Raw genomic sequence first — 15,660 nt, forward strand, 5'->3', positions numbered from 1 at the left:
CTCACTTTACAACCTTCTCGATAAAATTCCGAATAGAAGACAAGCCATCTGGCGTTCCAATGCTCTCTGGATGGTACTGGAAGCCATAAATCGGTAGGTTTTTATGTTGAATCCCCATGATGGCTTGGTCATCAGTCGAACGAGCTGTCACTTCAAAGTCTTCTGGCATTTCTTCAATTAAAATGCTGTGGTAACGCATGACCGCACGGCCATCCTCAATACCTTGATACAAAACAGATGGCGCTTCAAAGCTGATATTGCTCTGTTTCCCATGCATGACTTTTGGAGCCAAACCTAACTTACCACCAAAGACTTCTGCAATGGCTTGGTGGCCCAAACAAATCCCTAGAATTGGTTTCTTACCTGCAAAGTCACGAATCATGTCTTCCATCTTTCCAGCATCAACTGGCCAACCAGGACCAGGAGAAAAGACCAGACCATCTGCTTTTTCAGCTTCTTCATACAGCTTGGGATCATCATTTCTCAAGACCTGTACTTCTGCAAAGTTCCCAATATATTGGGCCAAGTTATAGGTAAAAGAATCATAGTTGTCAATCAATAAAATCATGGTCTTAGTTCTCCAATTCTAGTCATAGATTTAGCTTTGTTAATGGTTTCTTGGTATTCGTTTTGGGCGATAGAGTCATAGACAATCCCTGCCCCAGCCTGCACATAGGCTGTTTGATTTTTAAGAATCATGGTTCGGATGGCAATGGCGAAATCCATATCACCCGTCGCAGACAAGTAGCCAATTGCTCCTGCGTATACGCCCCGTTTTTCCGTTTCCAGTTCATAGATGCGTCTCATCGCTCGAATCTTTGGTGCTCCAGAAACGGTTCCAGCAGGAAGTGTTGCTTTCAAGGCATCCATAGCAGTGAGTTCTGGAAGCAAACGCCCCTTGACCACACTGGTCAAATGCATAACATAACGGAAGAGCTCCACTTCCATATACTTGGTGACTTGGACACTGGCCGTTTCAGAGATACGGCCAATATCATTACGACCCAAGTCTACTAACATCCGATGCTCTGCTGTTTCCTTCTCATCCGAAAGCAGGTCTGTCGCCAAAGCCTTGTCTTCTTCATCCGTAGCTCCTCTTGGTCGCGTACCTGCAATCGGATTGGTTGTCACAATGCCATTTTTGACAGAAACCAAACTTTCTGGACTAGCTCCGATGATTTGATAATCCCCAAAATCATAGAAATAAAGGTAATTAGAAGGATTAGTCACGCGGAGATTTCTGTAGAAGTCAAATGGATTTCCAGTAACTTCTGCTGAGAAACGCTGGCTGAGTACGCATTGAAACATATCCCCGTTACGAATTAAATCACGAGCTGTTTCCACCATTTCCTCAAACTTCTGAGGAGCGATATGGGGTTTGAAGTCTAACGGAGATAGATCCAAGTCTTCAAATTCATTTGGATCAGGAATGCGTAATTCCTCAAGCACTTGGTTCAAGGCTTTTTCCAAGTCTTCTTGACTACGCTCACTATAGAGAGCATCCTCGATAACATGAATTTTTTCCTTCTTATGGTCAAAGACCATGTAGCTCTCATAGACGAAGAAATGCATGTCTGGCGTCCCAATTGTATCTTCAGGAATTTGACCAATTTTTTCATAAAGCGAAATCATATCGTAACTAACAAAACCAATTGCCCCACCACCAAAAGGGAGATCTGAATTATGCTGGCTCTTATGAGTCACTTGATAAAGGAAATCCAAGGGATCCCGATCAATCACTTGACCATTTTGATAAAGAACTCCATTTTCAAACTTAATCTCAAAAACTGGATTATAGGCTAAGATAGAAAAACGAGCGGTTTCCTTGTCTCTCGGAATACTCTCTAAGATAACCTTGTGTTGCCCCTTTAGGCGCATATAAGCCAAGATTGGTGATAAGACATCTCCATGAATGATTCGTTCCATTGTAATTTCCCTTTCGATTCTTTTCTTTGTAGACTTTTAGTCTTAATTTATGATTTTTTCTATTTCCCTTAAATAGTGCGGACGGGAGGTAAAATTATCCAGTGGATGATTTTAGAAATCCATGAAATGAAAGACCTAATTTTTGAGCTCCTCGCTCATTCATTTCTAGGCTCAGGCTAAAATAGTTCCCCGAACTATTTTACTCTCAAAAATTCCGTTCTCGAGAAGCATCTTTGCTTCTCGAGAATACCACTATGGCGGGAAATATCTTTTAAAAGCTCACTTCGTTCGCAAATTTTTTGTAGCAGTCTATTTAATGATGAAAAATAATTTAAAACTTAACAGCAGGACCTATAATAAAAATACAAAAAATCCCCACACAAAATAGCTTGCGTGAGGACGAAATTCGCGGTGCCACCTCAATTATAGGATTTCTCCTATCTCTCATTCCTGTCTCAGAAACCTCTTGTAACAGGCTGTGCGATAAAGGGCACTCCCTTGAGAATTATGTTTTCTTCTCTTGTTTCAGATGGACCCAACCTTACAACTTTCTCTACTTGTTTCCAGCAACCACAAGCTCTCTGTGAGAGAAAAGACTGTAATTTTTCCATCTTTTATTTTTTAGCTTCTAGGTAGTCTGCAATCGCAGCTACGTCCTTATCTCCACGACCAGAGACATTGATGAAGAGATGTTCATCTCGGTACACCTTTATACTCTTCGAAAATCAAATTTAAACCGCGTCAACGTCGCCTTGCCGTACTCAAGTACAGCCTGCGGCTAGTTTCCTAGTTTGCTCTTTGATTTTCATTGAGTATTGCTAGCTTTTTTCCTTGATAGTTAGAATATTTCCACTTTCTATCGCTATCATGTTACGAAAAAAGCCCACACACAGAATATACTTCTGTGTGAGGGCGTTGGTAACGCGGTGCCACCTCAATTATAAAGGAACTATCTCCTTTACATCTCTACCTTGTCTAACAACAAGTTGCACTGTAAGGTGTGCGCACCGAATTTTCATTGTTTCAAATTCATTTTTAAAATCAGCCCACTTTCACTACTTCCAACCACCTGTTCACAATCACCACAGGCTCCCTGAAGATCAAAAATAGTTACTTTTCTGATTTATTGAACTTATTTTAATACTTTGTTTTTTCTTTGTCAAGACTTTTTTACGATTTTTTTGATAAAGTTAGCACTTTTTCAGAAACTGTTTTGAAAGTCTCAATGATATAGTCCACTTCTTCATCACTTAGTTTAGTGTGAAGAGGGAGCGTAATTTCATTTTCAAAGAAGGCATAAGCCTTAGGATAGTTCGCCATATCAAAGCCAAGATTCTTATAAGCTGTCAAGAGCGGAAGTGGCTTGTAATGTACGTTACTTGCAATTCCTGCTTTAGCCAATTCTTGGATGATAAGATTGCGTTCTTCTAGGCTTGCTCCTTCTACATGGGTGATGTAGAGATGGCGTGAAGATTCAACAGTATCAGTCTTGTGCGCCAATGGACGAATGCGAGAACCTGCAAAACCACGATCATAGCGGTCCACGACATCCTTACGACGTTCTAGCAAACTTGGGTAACGGCCCAATTGTACCAACCCAAGTGACGCCATGATATCGGTCATATTGCACTTGTAGGCTGGTGTGACGATATCGTATTCCCATGAACCCAGTTGCATCTTGGCAAGAGCATCCTTAGTTTGTCCGTGAAGGGAAAGAATTTGGAATTCCTTGTACATCTCTTCGTCATCAATCGCTGGATTGGCCTTCCAAGTGGCACTTCCACCTTCTGCAGTTGTAAAATTCTTAACGGCATGGAATGAGAAGGAAGTAAAGTCAGCGATAGAACCAGCTGGTTGCCCTTTATAAGTAGATCCCAAAGCATGGGCACTATCAGACACGATCACGATACGGCTAAAGGCCTTTTGCCACTTGCTTGAAGCAGTAAAGAGGTCACGTTTGTTTTCCACTACTTGGAATAAACGGTCATAGTCGCAAACAATCCCCGCAAGCTCAACCGGAATAATCACCTTAGTCTTTTCAGTAATAGCTTGCTCAAGCAGGTCATAGTCCATCTCAAACGTATCTACTTGGATATCCACCATGACAGGGGTTGCTCCTACGTGAGTGATGACACTACATGAAGCTGTATAGGTCATGGCTGGAACGATGACTTCATCACCAGGTCCCACTTCCAAAACGCGTAAAATCAACTCAAGAGCGGCAGTCGCAGAGTTAAGACAGACAGTCTTGGGCGTCTGTGTGTATTGAGACAAGCGACGCTCCAGTTCTTTTGTCTTAGGACCTGTTGTAATCCAACCAGAACGCAGGGTATCCGCTACTTCAGCAATTTCTGCTTCCGTAATATCGGGTGGTGAAAATGGAATATTGTAATTTGGCATTGATTTGCTCCTTTTATCTGTACTCATTTTCTCATGACTACTTTATTTTAGCACTTCAAACACGGTTTGAAACATGATTTTGATGTCTCCAAGGAAACTAAATTCTCGGAGATAAGTGAGGTTATAGCGCATCTTTTCAGGAAGAACATGCTCTATATAGACTTGGTCAACTGACAGGCCTTTATCCGTCATTTGACTGATGATAGTGTCCTCATCCTTATAGTTGATGCTGGCTGGAGAGGTAATCCCTGCTGGTAAAAGCAAGGTCGCCATCATTTCAGGGCTATACTGCTCTGTGTAACGTGGAACTTCAGGACGCGTCCCTACAAAGGACATCTCGCCTTTAAGAACATTGACCAACTGAGGCAGTTCATCCAAACGGACACGGCGGATAAAATTGCCAACCTTGGTAATGCGGCTATCGTTAGCAGAAGTCACCAGACTGCCTTTTTTGTCCGCATCCGTCACCATGGTACGGAACTTCCAAATCTTGAAAGGTCGATTGTACTGGGTCACGCGCTCTTGTTTGTAAATCACTGGCCCCTTGCTATCCAACTTGATCCATATGCTCAAGATGAGAAAGATAGGAGAGGTCAGAACCAGTAAGACCAAGGCTAGGACCCAGTCCAAGCAACGCTTGAAAATCAGCGAACCCTTCCTTTTAGAGACAAGCTGGTAGTAAGACTCAACCTCGCTTGATTTCATTTCCACAGGCAAGTCTTCCCATTTCAGCATGCTGTTTCTCCTTTGTGTTTATTATACTATTTGTCAACATTTTTCATTATACCACAAAATGGAAAAGGCGGTGAAAGAAATCTGTAATTTGAAGGATTTCCTTCTTACACTCAATGAAAATCAAAGTACAGCTTTTAGGTTGCAGATAAAGCTGACCTGGCTTGAATAGATTTTCAAAGAGTATTAAGACATGGCACCCGCCTGCAAACTATACATCTTGTGATAGGTTCCTCCCAGATCCAAGAGTTCCTCATGGGTTCCGATCTCGATGATGCGCCCCTTGTCCAAGACATAGATGCAGTTGGCGTCTTGGATGGTAGAAAGGCGATGAGCGATGGCAATGGTTGTCCGTCCCTGTCTCATCTTAGCCAGAGAAGCTTGAACCAAACTTTCTGTTTCAGAGTCAATATTGGCTGTCGCTTCATCCAAAATCAATATTTTAGGCTGACTGGCGACTGTTCTAGCAAAGGCAAGAAGCTGGCGCTGACCAGTAGAGAAGCTTGAACCACGCTCGGAAACAGGTGCATCATAACCCTGAGGAAGTTCTTGAATAAAGGAATCTGCATCCACGAAAGTTGCCGCAGCCTGAACCTGCTCATCACTGATCTCTTGGTACATGGCGATATTGGACTTGATGGTTCCATGATAGAGGAAGGGATCCTGCAAGACCAGACCGATGTTTTTTCTCAACTCTTCCTGACTATAGTTCCTGATATCCACATCATCCAAGAGAACTCTCCCTGACTGGAATTCATAAAAGCGCATAAGGACATTGATAATCGAAGATTTCCCAGAACCTGTATACCCCACAAAGGCAATGGTCTCACCCTTGTTAACGGAGAAGGAAATGTCATCCAGAATCGGATGTTTTCCATTATAAGAGAAACATACATGTTCAAAACGGATATTGCCTTCTTGGATTTTAGCTTGCCCATCATTTTGAAGGGGCTCATAGGTCTTCTCATCAATCAAAGCAAAAACACGACCTGCAGAAACCATAGAAGTTTGCAGGGTTGAAAAGTTTTGCGTTACCTCAATCAGAGGATCAAAGAGACGATTGATGTACTGGATAAAGGCATACATGGTTCCTGCTGTTATTCCCAGATAAAGTCCACGATAGCCAAAATAGGCCATTAAAACTGCATATCCTAGGAGTTTCAGCAAACTCATGGCAGGACGCAAAAAGAGGGCATCCAAGGCTACAGAACGGTTGGCATAGACCAAGTGTTCTTGGTTAATCTCATCAAATTCTGCCTGCAGGCGCTTCTCTTGATTAAAGGCCTGGATTATTCTGATTCCCTCGATATTTTCAGCCAGCTTGCTATTGATATCTGACAAAAGACTTCTGGTTTTTTCGATAATCTTGACGGATTTTTTCCGATAGAGATTGACCAAAAGGAAAATCAAGGGGAGAAAGAGCAAGACTAAAGCAGTCAAACGAAAATCCAACACCAACATGGTATAAAGCGTTGTCAGAAAGATAAAAACTGCTGAGATAAAACTGGATAAAATCCCCGAAAACATATCACTGATGGTTTCGGTATCATTGGTCAAACGAGAGACGATGGAGCCTGCTGGCGTCTTGTCAAAATAAGACATGCCCAGCTTTTCCATATTGGCAAAGGCATCGCGACGAATATCTCTGACAATACTGTAAGACACGCGCGCAAAGAGAAGATTGCCGACATACTGAACTAGAGTTTGCAGGATATAAAGGCCATAGTAGACCAGCAAAACGGTCACAGCAAGTTGGTTGAGATTGCTGAGATACTGGTCGATAAAGTGGGAAGCCACAAGGGGAATGACACTTTTAATGACCGTCGTCGCTAGGAGAAAACTGAGTGCCAAAAAGGTCAGGAGACCGTAAGGCTTGAGATAGGACATCAAGCGCTTCAATACAGCCCATTGTTCTTTCTTATTCTGCATCTTCTTCTCCTTTCATTTCCAGCTGCTGAGACTGGTAGGTTTGGGCATACCAGCCATCCAAAGCTAGCAGGTCTTCGTGTGTGCCTCGTTCGATAATCTGTCCATTTTGCAGGACTAAAATCAAATCTGCATGGACAACCGCACTGAGGCGATGGGCAGTGATAATGGTTGTCTTGTCCTTTCGCGTCTCCTTGAGGTTGTCGATAATCGCATACTCTGTCTTGGCATCCACAGCGGACAAGGAATCATCTAAAATCAAGATATCAGGGTCTAAAATCATCGCCCGACTCATAGCTAGACGCTGCTTTTGACCTCCAGAAAGACTGACTCCTTTTTCACCAATCAACGTATTAAATCCCTGAGGCATGGCTATAATATCTTGATAAACTTGGGCTAGCTTGGTCGCTTCCTCGACCGCTGAAAGGGACAAGTTAGGATTGCCAAAGCGGATATTGTCTAAAATCGAAGTCGCAAAGAGAAACTGGTCCTGAGGAACATAGCCCATAAGACTACGAAGATCTGTCAGACGATAGTCCCGAATATCGTGGCCATTCAGATAAATAGCTCCCTTATCCACATCGTATTCACGCAAGAGGAGTTTGATCAAGGACGTTTTCCCAGAGCCTGTTTGCCCGACCAAGCCCAGTGTTTGCCCTTTTTTCAAACTAAAGTGAACATTTGTCAGCGTTTCCTCATTTTCAAAGGCAAAGCTATCAATGGCATACTGCAAGCGCCCATTTTCAATACCATCTAAAAGAAACTCAGGGTCTTGTACAGGTGATTCCTGAGACAAGAGTTCCTCAATCCGCTGGTAAGAAACCTTCCCTCGCTGGGTAATATTAAAGAGGAAGCCGATGGCCATGAGAGGCCAAACCAGCATATCCAAATAGCTGATAAAGGTAACCAGATTTCCAACCGTAATCTGCCCTTTCTGAACCATCAAGGAGCCGACCAAGAGGGTTAACACATAGGATGAACCAACAAACAAGAGAACCATAGGGTCAAAGAGACTATCGTATTTCATGGTTTGGAGGTTCTTTTGGAAGGTCAATTCATTGACTGCCTGGAAAGACTTGAGCTCGTTCGCCTGGTAACCGAAAGACTTGGTCACTTTAATACCTGATACGGACTCCTGTACCTTGTTATTAAGTTCAGAAAAGGCAGCCTGTGATTCGGCAAAGGCCTTGTGGGTCTTTCTCCCTAGACGACTGGTCGCATAAGCCATGAAAGGTAAGGGTAAAATGGCAACTAGGGTCATTTGCCATGAGATGCTAAAGAGCATGGTCAGCAAGGTCACTAAAGCCGTGATAGAGGCATCCACCGCAGACATAACACCGCCCCCTGCCAGACGAGTCAAGGCATTGATATCGTTGGTTGCGTGTGCCATCAGGTCCCCCGTCCGATAGGTTTGATAAAAGGCTGGAGACATTTTTGTGAAATGCTCAAACAAGCGAGAGCGCATAATCTGCCCCAAACGGTAGGAAGTTCCAAGGATATACATACGCCAAACATAGCGCAGATAATACATCCCAAAGGCCGCAAGAAGTAAGTAAAATAGGTCAAGAAGGAGATCCTGCTGGGTTAATTGCCCCGATGTGATAGCATCAATGACCCGTCCCATAACCATAGGGGGAATGAGATTAAGAACGGAAACCAAGACCAAGGCCACGATTCCGACTAGATAACGGCGTTTTTCGAGTTTGAAAAACCACCAAAGTTTTTGAATAATGGACATAAAATCCCTTTCTGATTGCAAATGGAAACCTGAGGCCAATACTCAATGAAAATCAAAGAGCAAACTAGGAAACTAGCCGCAGGCTGCTCAAAGCACTGCTTTGAGGTTGTAGATAGAACTGACGAAGTCAGTAACCTACATACGGCAAGGCGACATTGACGCAGTTTGAAGAGATTTTCGAAGAGTACAAGACCCCAGGTTTTTCTTATTCATAAGTTACGACTGAGACGACACCCTTGTCATACTCAGCGATAAAAATATTGGCTACATTGTCATGCCCTTGTTTGCTGAGGTTATCAAGCAGCCACTCTTCGCTACGACCAATCGATTCCAAAACATCTACTTGGATCACACCGTCAGTCACAACTGGATACTTAGGATTTTCATCTCCCATTTGGACCACGATGAGTTGGCCATTTTGCTCCTGCACAGCTCGTTTAACTTGCTTCATCTGGAAAATTCCTTGGCTACGAAGTTTGAGAGCAACATCTGCCGCAGACAAACCAACTGAACGACAGGCTTCTGGGTCAATCTGCCCATTTTTGATGAGCAGAGTCGGTTTACCATCAATCAAGCGTTTCACAAAACGAACATTGTTATTGAGCCACTTGAGGGTCAAGACCAAAATCGTCCACATCATCAAAATCACTGCATACTGTAGAATACTGATAGAACTATTGTAAATCACCCCACCGATGATACCACCGAGAACATAGTTCTGAATTTGGTCTGTCGCAGAGTTAGGTGCTAGGTTCCCCTTTCCTGTCACATTGATAACAAAAACAAGCGAGAAGAGCCCCAAGGCCAGTTTGATTAAAATTTCCATATAATTGAGTGTCATTTGTTTACCTCCACCAATTCAATAGCGTCTGTTTGATGCAATTCTAATTTCTCTAAAAGATACTTGTCTGGTTGGCTCCCGTTCATGGCACGGTAGATATTTGGACCTACCTTGACAAGCGCTCCATCAGTGGCTGCAGAAGTATTGACATAGACTTCTGATTTATCCACTCCCAAGTCTTTGGAAACAACCTCTATGAAATGAAGGGAGGTTTGAAATTGATTGTTAGAGGCTTGATTGGTCTGGTATTTTGAAATTGTCACCAAAAGCATGGCCACTAAAGTCAGGGCCAAAATCATGACCAATTCCCGAAACTTAGTCCCCTTTTTATCTCGATAGGCCTTAAAGGCAAAAAATCCTGTGATAGCTAGGAGCACAATCCCAAAGCCAATCATAATTCCATTTTGTTGACTGATTTGGCTAAGCACATAGTCATATGAGTAAAATTTCATTTATTTTCACTCCCTTTCATAAAATCATTCTTACATTATAAACAAAAGAGGGTGATTTTTCAAACCATACGTTGGGGAAATAGACTTATCAGACCAACTTCTCTAACTAATGACTCAAATACCTGTTTCAAGATTCTAATTTTGATAATTGATAAGAATAGACACTAGGAATTATCACTACAAAGAAAAGGGTCAAGAAGAATACCCAGTAAACATATAGTTGCACAAAGGAATTTAGAAACAATAACAATCCTCCTAATACCCAAATTTTTCCAGCTAGGCGATGTGTTTTTCTCCAGTTTCCATCATTCTCCAAGGTCCACGGTAGTCGAATACCGATTATATAATTTCGGTGTGTTTTTGGTAGATAATTTCCAATTACGATCATCACGACTCCCATAAAAATCTGAGCTAGTAGCCCACTCATCATGGAATAACCCAAAGATTCTCCGTATATAGAAATCATTGATAGACAAGATACAAAAGGAATAATCCAGTAAATTAAAATTTGTATTTTTGAACTGATATTGCTAGATTTAGGATCCTTAACCATTAAAAATAGAAGCACCCAATGCATCAAAAGCATGAGAGCCGGCAATCCAAAGATAGCAAACACTTTATGATTGTAGCCATCTGCTTGACCCAGTAGATTAAAATGAGTGGGTATCTCCTCTGGTAATTGATTCCAGAAAACACAACCTACAAGAGAAGGTAGTAGGATGAGAATGCTCGTAAATAATAGCAATTTCTTATTGATTTTTATCTTCATCAAAATGATCTCCTTTCAGATCTGCTAACCAAACCATCATATCCTCTAAAACCGATGTATTTAACTCATAATAAATAAAGTTTTTTTCTTTCATTTCATGAATCAAATCCGCTGCTTTCAAAATCATGAGATGGTGTGAAATAGTTGCATTAGTCAACTCGAATTGACTGGCAATTTCTCCTGCAGATAATCTACCTGCTTTGAGTAAATTTAAAATCTCTCTCCTAACTGGATGAGATAAGGCTTTAAAGCTATTTGCAAAACTCATAATGCCTCCTTTCCCTTTGTAATATTAGTAGGGCTAGGAATAAGCAAGGTAGAACTGATAGCATTCCTGTCGGTGATGGGCCTAAAATCAAGAGGCTTGAAACTTTTTCTCCTGGTAATTGAAAGAGTAACCCAATACCTGCAGTTGCATTGATTGCTCCATGAAATAGGGCAGAAGCCCAGATAGAGCCTGTCTTTTCCAACAACCAGCTCAACAATATTCCTAGGCTAAAACAAAATAGAAACATCGCAACAACTCCCAAAACAGGATAAGAAAAATAAGTAAGGCCATAATTATATCCTTGCAAATTGATTGGTAAATGCCATAGACTCCAAATGAGAGCAAGTAAGACATGAGTCTGGACTAGTGAAAAGCGTCCTCTTAGCACTGGGTAAAGATAGCCCCGCCAACCAATTTCCTCCCCCAATGCAAAGAAACTATTAAGAAAAGGAGCGTAGGTCAAACTAGCTAGGATTTGAATCAAGGCCAAGAAAGATAAGGGAATCGGTGATTGAAGGACTCCTTTTTCTTGTAAAATAGCTTGAATAGATTCAAAACCAAGGCTGAAATTGCTAGGAAATACAAGAAAATAAAGTCCTGCTCCTAAAAAACTGATGACTGCTGGTAACCAGATAGCTAGTAAGTAAAAGCGCCAGTTCCTCTTGAGATTCACAACTAATTTAGATTTGATTCCACTAGGTTGATTCGTGATTTTCCCTAAAATAAAGACTGCAAGCGCAGGCATCCACATGGCTACAATACTAGCAAGCTGACTCCATGGAGAATTTAGACCAACACCACTTAGCCATAGTGCCAGCCATATTATCCAAGCAAGGGAATAAGCCAAGACCACAAAAAGAAGAATTATTCTCTTATTTGACATATATGTAACTTCACTTTCTATTTAGATGTTTTTCTAAATAACATTATACACCTTTCTATTCTAAACACAAGAACTATTTAGATTTTTTTCGAAATAGTTTCAAGAGTTTTTGTTTTCTAAGGATAGAATATAAAGAATAAGTTTCCAAACTAGAAACTCGCTGGCTTTACTTTTTTTTGATAAAATATAAGAAATACATCTAGAAAAGGTAACTTTATGAAACTCATATCATGGAATATTGATTCCCTCAATGCTGCCCTAACTAGTGACTCAGCACGCGCGAAATTATCCCAAGAAGTCCTACAAACCTTGGTCGCTGAAAATGCTGATATCATCGCTATCCAAGAAACCAAGCTTTCTGCCAAGGGTCCTACAAAGAAACACTTGGAAATTTTAGAGGAACTCTTCCCAGGCTACGAAAATACGTGGCGCTCTTCCCAAGAACCTGCCCGTAAAGGCTATGCTGGTACTATGTTCCTCTATAAGAAAGAACTCACACCCACTGTCACTTTTCCAGAAATCGGTGCTCCTTCTACCATGGACTTGGAAGGCCGCATCATCACCTTGGAATTTGATGAATTTTTCGTGACCCAAGTTTACACACCAAATGCTGGCGATGGCCTCAAACGCTTGGAAGAACGCCAAATCTGGGATGTCAAATATGCGGAGTATTTGGCTGAACTAGACAAAGAAAAACCAGTCCTTGCGACCGGTGACTACAATGTGGCCCACAATGAAATCGACCTTGCAAATCCTGCTAGCAACCGCCGTTCACCAGGGTTTACCGACGAGGAACGTGCTGGATTTACCAACCTTTTGGCAACTGGATTTACGGATACCTTCCGTCATGTTCACGGCGATGTACCAGAACGCTACACTTGGTGGGCACAACGTAGCAAAACTTCTAAAATCAACAATACAGGCTGGAGAATCGACTACTGGCTCACAAGTAACCGCATCGCTGACAAGGTAACCAAGTCCGACATGATTGACTCAGGAGCTCGCCAGGATCATACGCCGATTGTCATGGAGATTGAGCTCTAAGGAGAAAGCTAATGGACTATCAAGCTGTCATTCCTGAATTTGTAGTATCTGACCTCGAAAAGTCACGCCACTTCTACTGCGACTTGCTGGGATTTTCTGTCGAATACGAGCGTCCAGAGGAGAAATTTCTCTTCCTCTCGCTTGAAGACTGCCAACTTATGTTAGAAGAAGGCAGCACAGAAGAATTAGCCCAACTAACCTATCCTTTCGGGCGCGGTGTCAATATTTCCTTTGGCATTGAAGATGTCCCTCAGCTCCACCAAAAACTGCTGGAAGCTGACTATCCTATCCATCGTCCGCTGACCAAAAGAGAATTTCGAGTGGGAGATAGCTTTATTTACCCTCATGAATTTGCAATCTTGGATCCAGATGGCTATTTTTTAAGATTTAGCGAATAGAAAAAATCTTTCAAATCAGAAAAAGGCATATTGTCAGATCTTGAAGAATCTTGATAATATGCCTTTTTTGATGGAAAATCCTTCTAAAGTTTAGCCTATAATTGATAATTTGCCCATTTTTTCTTCAATTTGTTCGTTTTTTATCCCAAAACACTAACAAAATATTTGATTTCTAAAGTTATTTAGTGTAAAATAAAAACATTGACGCAAGCCTATTTAAAATTGAATATCGTTTTACTTGTTTATGTCGTGAATTGGCACGACGTTTCTACAAGGTGCCGGAATACCTAACAATAAGTAAGTTAGCTTGAGGGGATGGTCTTTTTTGCCATGCCTATTTTGGGGACTTGCTTAGAGATTAAGTAGGTCTTTTTTCTATTTCTTGCTAGAAACTCTAAACAAGCAAATGGATTGGCTTTTAGACTTTAGGAGGTCTTATGAAATTATTAGAAGAGCGCATCCTCAAGGATGGGCATATCTTGGGTGACAACATCCTCAAGGTAGATTCCTTTTTAACCCACCAAGTTGACTTTAGCTTGATGCGAGAGATTGGTAAGGTTTTTGCAGAAAAATTTGCTTCTGCTGGTATTACCAAAGTCGTAACAATTGAAGCGTCGGGTATTGCCCCAGCCGTTCTTACAGCTGAAGCCTTAAACGTTCCCATGATTTTCGCTAAAAAAGCTAAAAACATCACTATGAACGAAGGAATCTTAACTGCTCAAGTTTACTCCTTTACCAAGCAAGTGACTAGCACCGTTTCTATCGCTGGAAAATTCCTCTCACCAGAGGACAAGGTCTTGATTATCGACGATTTCCTTGCTAATGGCCAAGCTGCTAAAGGCTTAATTCAAATCATCGAACAGGCCGGTGCCACAGTCGAAGCTGTCGGTATCGTGATTGAAAAATCTTTCCAAGATGGTCGTGATTTGCTTGAAAAAGCAGGATACCCTGTTCTATCACTCGCTCGTTTGGATCGTTTTGAAAATGGTCAAGTCGTATTTAAGGAGGCAGATCTCTAATGCAAACTCAAGAAAAACACTCGCAAGCAGCCGTTCTTGGCTTGCAGCACTTACTAGCTATGTACTCAGGATCCATCCTGGTTCCCATCATGATTGCGACAGCCCTTGGCTATTCAGCTGAGCAGTTGACCTACCTGATTTCTACAGATATCTTCATGTGTGGGGTGGCAACCTTCCTCCAACTCCAACTCAACAAATACTTTGGGATTGGACTCCCAGTCGTTCTTGGAGTTGCCTTTCAGTCGGTAGCTCCCTTGATTATGATTGGGCAAAGCCATGGTAGTGGTGCTATGTTTGGTGCCCTTATCGCATCAGGGATTTACGTGGTTCTTGTTTCAGGCATCTTCTCAAAAGTAGCCAATCTCTTCCCATCTATCGTAACAGGATCTGTTATTACTACGATTGGTTTAACCTTGATTCCTGTCGCTATTGGAAATATGGGAAATAACGTTCCAGAACCAACTGATCAAAGTCTCTTGCTTGCAGCTATCACTGTTCTGATTATCCTCTTGATCAACATCTTTACCAAAGGATTTATCAAGTCTATCTCTATTTTGATTGGTCTAGTTGTTGGAACTGCCATTGCTGCTAGCATGGGCTTGGTTGACTTCTCTCCTGTTACAGCAGCACCACTTGTCCATGTCCCAACTCCCCTCTACTTTGGAATGCCAACCTTTGAAATCTCATCTATTGTCATGATGTGTATCATCGCAACGGTGTCTATGGTTGAATCGACTGGTGTTTATCTGGCCTTGTCTGATATCACAAAGGATCCAATCGACAGCACACGCCTGCGCAACGGTTACCGCGCAGAAGGCTTGGCCGTACTTCTCGGAGGAATCTTTAATACCTTCCCTTACACAGGATTTTCACAAAACGTTGGTTTGGTTAAATTGTCAGGTATCAAGACTCGTCTGCCAATCTACTACGCAGCTGGTTTCCTGATTCTCCTTGGACTTCTTCCTAAGTTTGGTGCCCTTGCCCAAATCATTCCAAGTCCTGTCCTCGGTGGTGCCATGCTGGTGATGTTTGGTTTTGTATCTATTCAAGGGATGCAAATCCTCGCCCGTGTTGACTTTGCTAACAATGAACATAACTTCCTCATCGCAGCGGTTTCAATCTCTGCAGGTGTCGGACTCAACAACAGCAATCTCTTTGTCAGCATGCCGACAGCCTTCCAAATGTTCTTCTCAAACGGAATTGTCGTAGCCAGCCTACTTGCCATTGTCCTCAATGCCGTATTAAATCATAAAAAGAAATAAAA

General features: G+C 42.0%; 15 protein-coding genes, 1 riboswitch and 2 other annotated features. Of the genes, 4 read left to right on the forward strand and 11 right to left on the reverse strand.

Annotated elements, in window-relative coordinates; all coding sequences use genetic code 11:
- Window position 1: 1 nt before the first annotated feature.
- From RWP09_RS03850 to RWP09_RS03900, 11 genes are all read right to left on the reverse strand, one after another.
- Window positions 2–568 carry an aminodeoxychorismate/anthranilate synthase component II gene (locus RWP09_RS03850; RefSeq protein WP_000601909.1) on the reverse strand — a complete coding sequence of 189 codons (567 nt, stop codon included), beginning with the start codon at window positions 566–568 and terminating at the stop codon, window positions 2–4.
- Window positions 565–1,926 carry an anthranilate synthase component I gene (gene trpE / locus RWP09_RS03855; RefSeq protein WP_314434236.1) on the reverse strand — a complete coding sequence of 454 codons (1,362 nt, stop codon included), beginning with the start codon at window positions 1,924–1,926 and terminating at the stop codon, window positions 565–567. The genes RWP09_RS03850 and trpE overlap by 4 nt, the downstream gene beginning before the upstream one ends.
- A 392-nt stretch (window positions 1,927–2,318) precedes the next feature.
- Window positions 2,319–2,544, reverse strand: a binding site (T-box leader).
- A 287-nt stretch (window positions 2,545–2,831) separates the two neighbouring features.
- Window positions 2,832–3,062: a binding site (T-box leader), on the reverse strand.
- 34 nt (window positions 3,063–3,096) lie between these two features.
- Complete coding sequence (locus tag RWP09_RS03860; protein WP_314434238.1) at window positions 3,097–4,326, reverse strand: DegT/DnrJ/EryC1/StrS aminotransferase family protein; 1,230 nt, start codon at window positions 4,324–4,326, stop codon at window positions 3,097–3,099.
- 42 nt (window positions 4,327–4,368) lie between these two features.
- Window positions 4,369–5,061, reverse strand: coding sequence for a sugar transferase (locus tag RWP09_RS03865; protein ID WP_140833838.1), 693 nt, complete (start codon window positions 5,059–5,061; stop codon window positions 4,369–4,371).
- 183 nt (window positions 5,062–5,244) lie between these two features.
- Window positions 5,245–6,987, reverse strand: a complete 1,743-nt coding sequence (locus RWP09_RS03870) for an ABC transporter ATP-binding protein (RefSeq protein WP_314434242.1) — start codon at window positions 6,985–6,987, stop codon at window positions 5,245–5,247.
- A complete protein-coding gene (locus tag RWP09_RS03875; protein WP_314434244.1) occupies window positions 6,977–8,722 on the reverse strand; it encodes an ABC transporter transmembrane domain-containing protein in 1,746 nt (581 codons plus the stop codon). Before RWP09_RS03875 ends, RWP09_RS03870 begins: the two co-directional genes overlap by 11 nt.
- A gap of 205 nt (window positions 8,723–8,927) precedes the next feature.
- Complete coding sequence (locus RWP09_RS03880) at window positions 8,928–9,563, reverse strand: DUF421 domain-containing protein (protein ID WP_254754194.1); 636 nt, start codon at window positions 9,561–9,563, stop codon at window positions 8,928–8,930.
- Entirely contained in the window at window positions 9,560–10,015 is a 456-nt protein-coding gene (locus RWP09_RS03885) for a DUF3290 family protein (RefSeq protein WP_314434248.1), read from the reverse strand. The genes RWP09_RS03880 and RWP09_RS03885 overlap by 4 nt, the downstream gene beginning before the upstream one ends.
- A 127-nt stretch (window positions 10,016–10,142) precedes the next feature.
- Complete coding sequence (locus tag RWP09_RS03890; protein ID WP_125451817.1) at window positions 10,143–10,784, reverse strand: SdpI family protein; 642 nt, start codon at window positions 10,782–10,784, stop codon at window positions 10,143–10,145.
- Complete coding sequence (locus RWP09_RS03895; protein ID WP_125451816.1) at window positions 10,765–11,052, reverse strand: autorepressor SdpR family transcription factor; 288 nt, start codon at window positions 11,050–11,052, stop codon at window positions 10,765–10,767. Before RWP09_RS03895 ends, RWP09_RS03890 begins: the two co-directional genes overlap by 20 nt.
- Entirely contained in the window at window positions 11,036–11,935 is a 900-nt protein-coding gene (locus RWP09_RS03900; protein ID WP_125451815.1) for a CPBP family intramembrane glutamic endopeptidase, read from the reverse strand. Before RWP09_RS03900 ends, RWP09_RS03895 begins: the two co-directional genes overlap by 17 nt.
- Window positions 11,936–12,151: 216 nt before the next feature.
- On the opposite strand from RWP09_RS03900, the gene RWP09_RS03905 reads away from it, so the two are divergent.
- The 4 genes from RWP09_RS03905 (at window position 12,152) to RWP09_RS03920 (ending at window position 15,658) form a co-directional block, all read left to right on the forward strand.
- Complete coding sequence (locus tag RWP09_RS03905; protein WP_125451814.1) at window positions 12,152–12,979, forward strand: exodeoxyribonuclease III; 828 nt, start codon at window positions 12,152–12,154, stop codon at window positions 12,977–12,979.
- An 11-nt stretch (window positions 12,980–12,990) separates the two neighbouring features.
- A complete protein-coding gene (locus tag RWP09_RS03910) occupies window positions 12,991–13,377 on the forward strand; it encodes a VOC family protein (RefSeq protein WP_020901633.1) in 387 nt (128 codons plus the stop codon).
- A 218-nt stretch (window positions 13,378–13,595) separates the two neighbouring features.
- Window positions 13,596–13,691: riboswitch (purine riboswitch) on the forward strand.
- A gap of 123 nt (window positions 13,692–13,814) precedes the next feature.
- A complete protein-coding gene (locus RWP09_RS03915) occupies window positions 13,815–14,396 on the forward strand; it encodes a xanthine phosphoribosyltransferase (RefSeq protein WP_314434256.1) in 582 nt (193 codons plus the stop codon).
- Window positions 14,396–15,658 (forward strand): nucleobase:cation symporter-2 family protein, encoded by a 1,263-nt coding sequence (locus tag RWP09_RS03920; RefSeq protein WP_314434258.1) that lies wholly within the window; start codon window positions 14,396–14,398, stop codon window positions 15,656–15,658. Before RWP09_RS03915 ends, RWP09_RS03920 begins: the two co-directional genes overlap by 1 nt.
- Window positions 15,659–15,660: the final 2 nt, after the last annotated feature.

The organism is uncultured Streptococcus sp. (assembly GCF_963521255.1).
Classification (GTDB): Bacteria; Bacillota; Bacilli; order Lactobacillales; family Streptococcaceae; genus Streptococcus.

Bases quoted from the DNA above. Each gene is read 5' to 3' on its own strand.
- RWP09_RS03850 (WP_000601909.1), bottom strand. From the start codon at position 568: ATGATTTTATTGATTGACAACTATGATTCTTTTACCTATAACTTGGCC.
- trpE (WP_314434236.1), bottom strand. From the start codon at position 1,926: ATGGAACGAATCATTCATGGAGATGTCTTATCACCAATCTTGGCTTAT.
- RWP09_RS03860 (WP_314434238.1), bottom strand. From the start codon at position 4,326: ATGCCAAATTACAATATTCCATTTTCACCACCCGATATTACGGAAGCA.
- RWP09_RS03865 (WP_140833838.1), bottom strand. From the start codon at position 5,061: ATGCTGAAATGGGAAGACTTGCCTGTGGAAATGAAATCAAGCGAGGTT.
- RWP09_RS03870 (WP_314434242.1), bottom strand. From the start codon at position 6,987: ATGCAGAATAAGAAAGAACAATGGGCTGTATTGAAGCGCTTGATGTCC.
- RWP09_RS03875 (WP_314434244.1), bottom strand. From the start codon at position 8,722: ATGTCCATTATTCAAAAACTTTGGTGGTTTTTCAAACTCGAAAAACGC.
- RWP09_RS03880 (WP_254754194.1), bottom strand. From the start codon at position 9,563: ATGACACTCAATTATATGGAAATTTTAATCAAACTGGCCTTGGGGCTC.
- RWP09_RS03885 (WP_314434248.1), bottom strand. From the start codon at position 10,015: ATGAAATTTTACTCATATGACTATGTGCTTAGCCAAATCAGTCAACAA.
- RWP09_RS03890 (WP_125451817.1), bottom strand. From the start codon at position 10,784: ATGAAGATAAAAATCAATAAGAAATTGCTATTATTTACGAGCATTCTC.
- RWP09_RS03895 (WP_125451816.1), bottom strand. From the start codon at position 11,052: ATGAGTTTTGCAAATAGCTTTAAAGCCTTATCTCATCCAGTTAGGAGA.
- RWP09_RS03900 (WP_125451815.1), bottom strand. From the start codon at position 11,935: ATGTCAAATAAGAGAATAATTCTTCTTTTTGTGGTCTTGGCTTATTCC.
- RWP09_RS03905 (WP_125451814.1), top strand. From the start codon at position 12,152: ATGAAACTCATATCATGGAATATTGATTCCCTCAATGCTGCCCTAACT.
- RWP09_RS03910 (WP_020901633.1), top strand. From the start codon at position 12,991: ATGGACTATCAAGCTGTCATTCCTGAATTTGTAGTATCTGACCTCGAA.
- RWP09_RS03915 (WP_314434256.1), top strand. From the start codon at position 13,815: ATGAAATTATTAGAAGAGCGCATCCTCAAGGATGGGCATATCTTGGGT.
- RWP09_RS03920 (WP_314434258.1), top strand. From the start codon at position 14,396: ATGCAAACTCAAGAAAAACACTCGCAAGCAGCCGTTCTTGGCTTGCAG.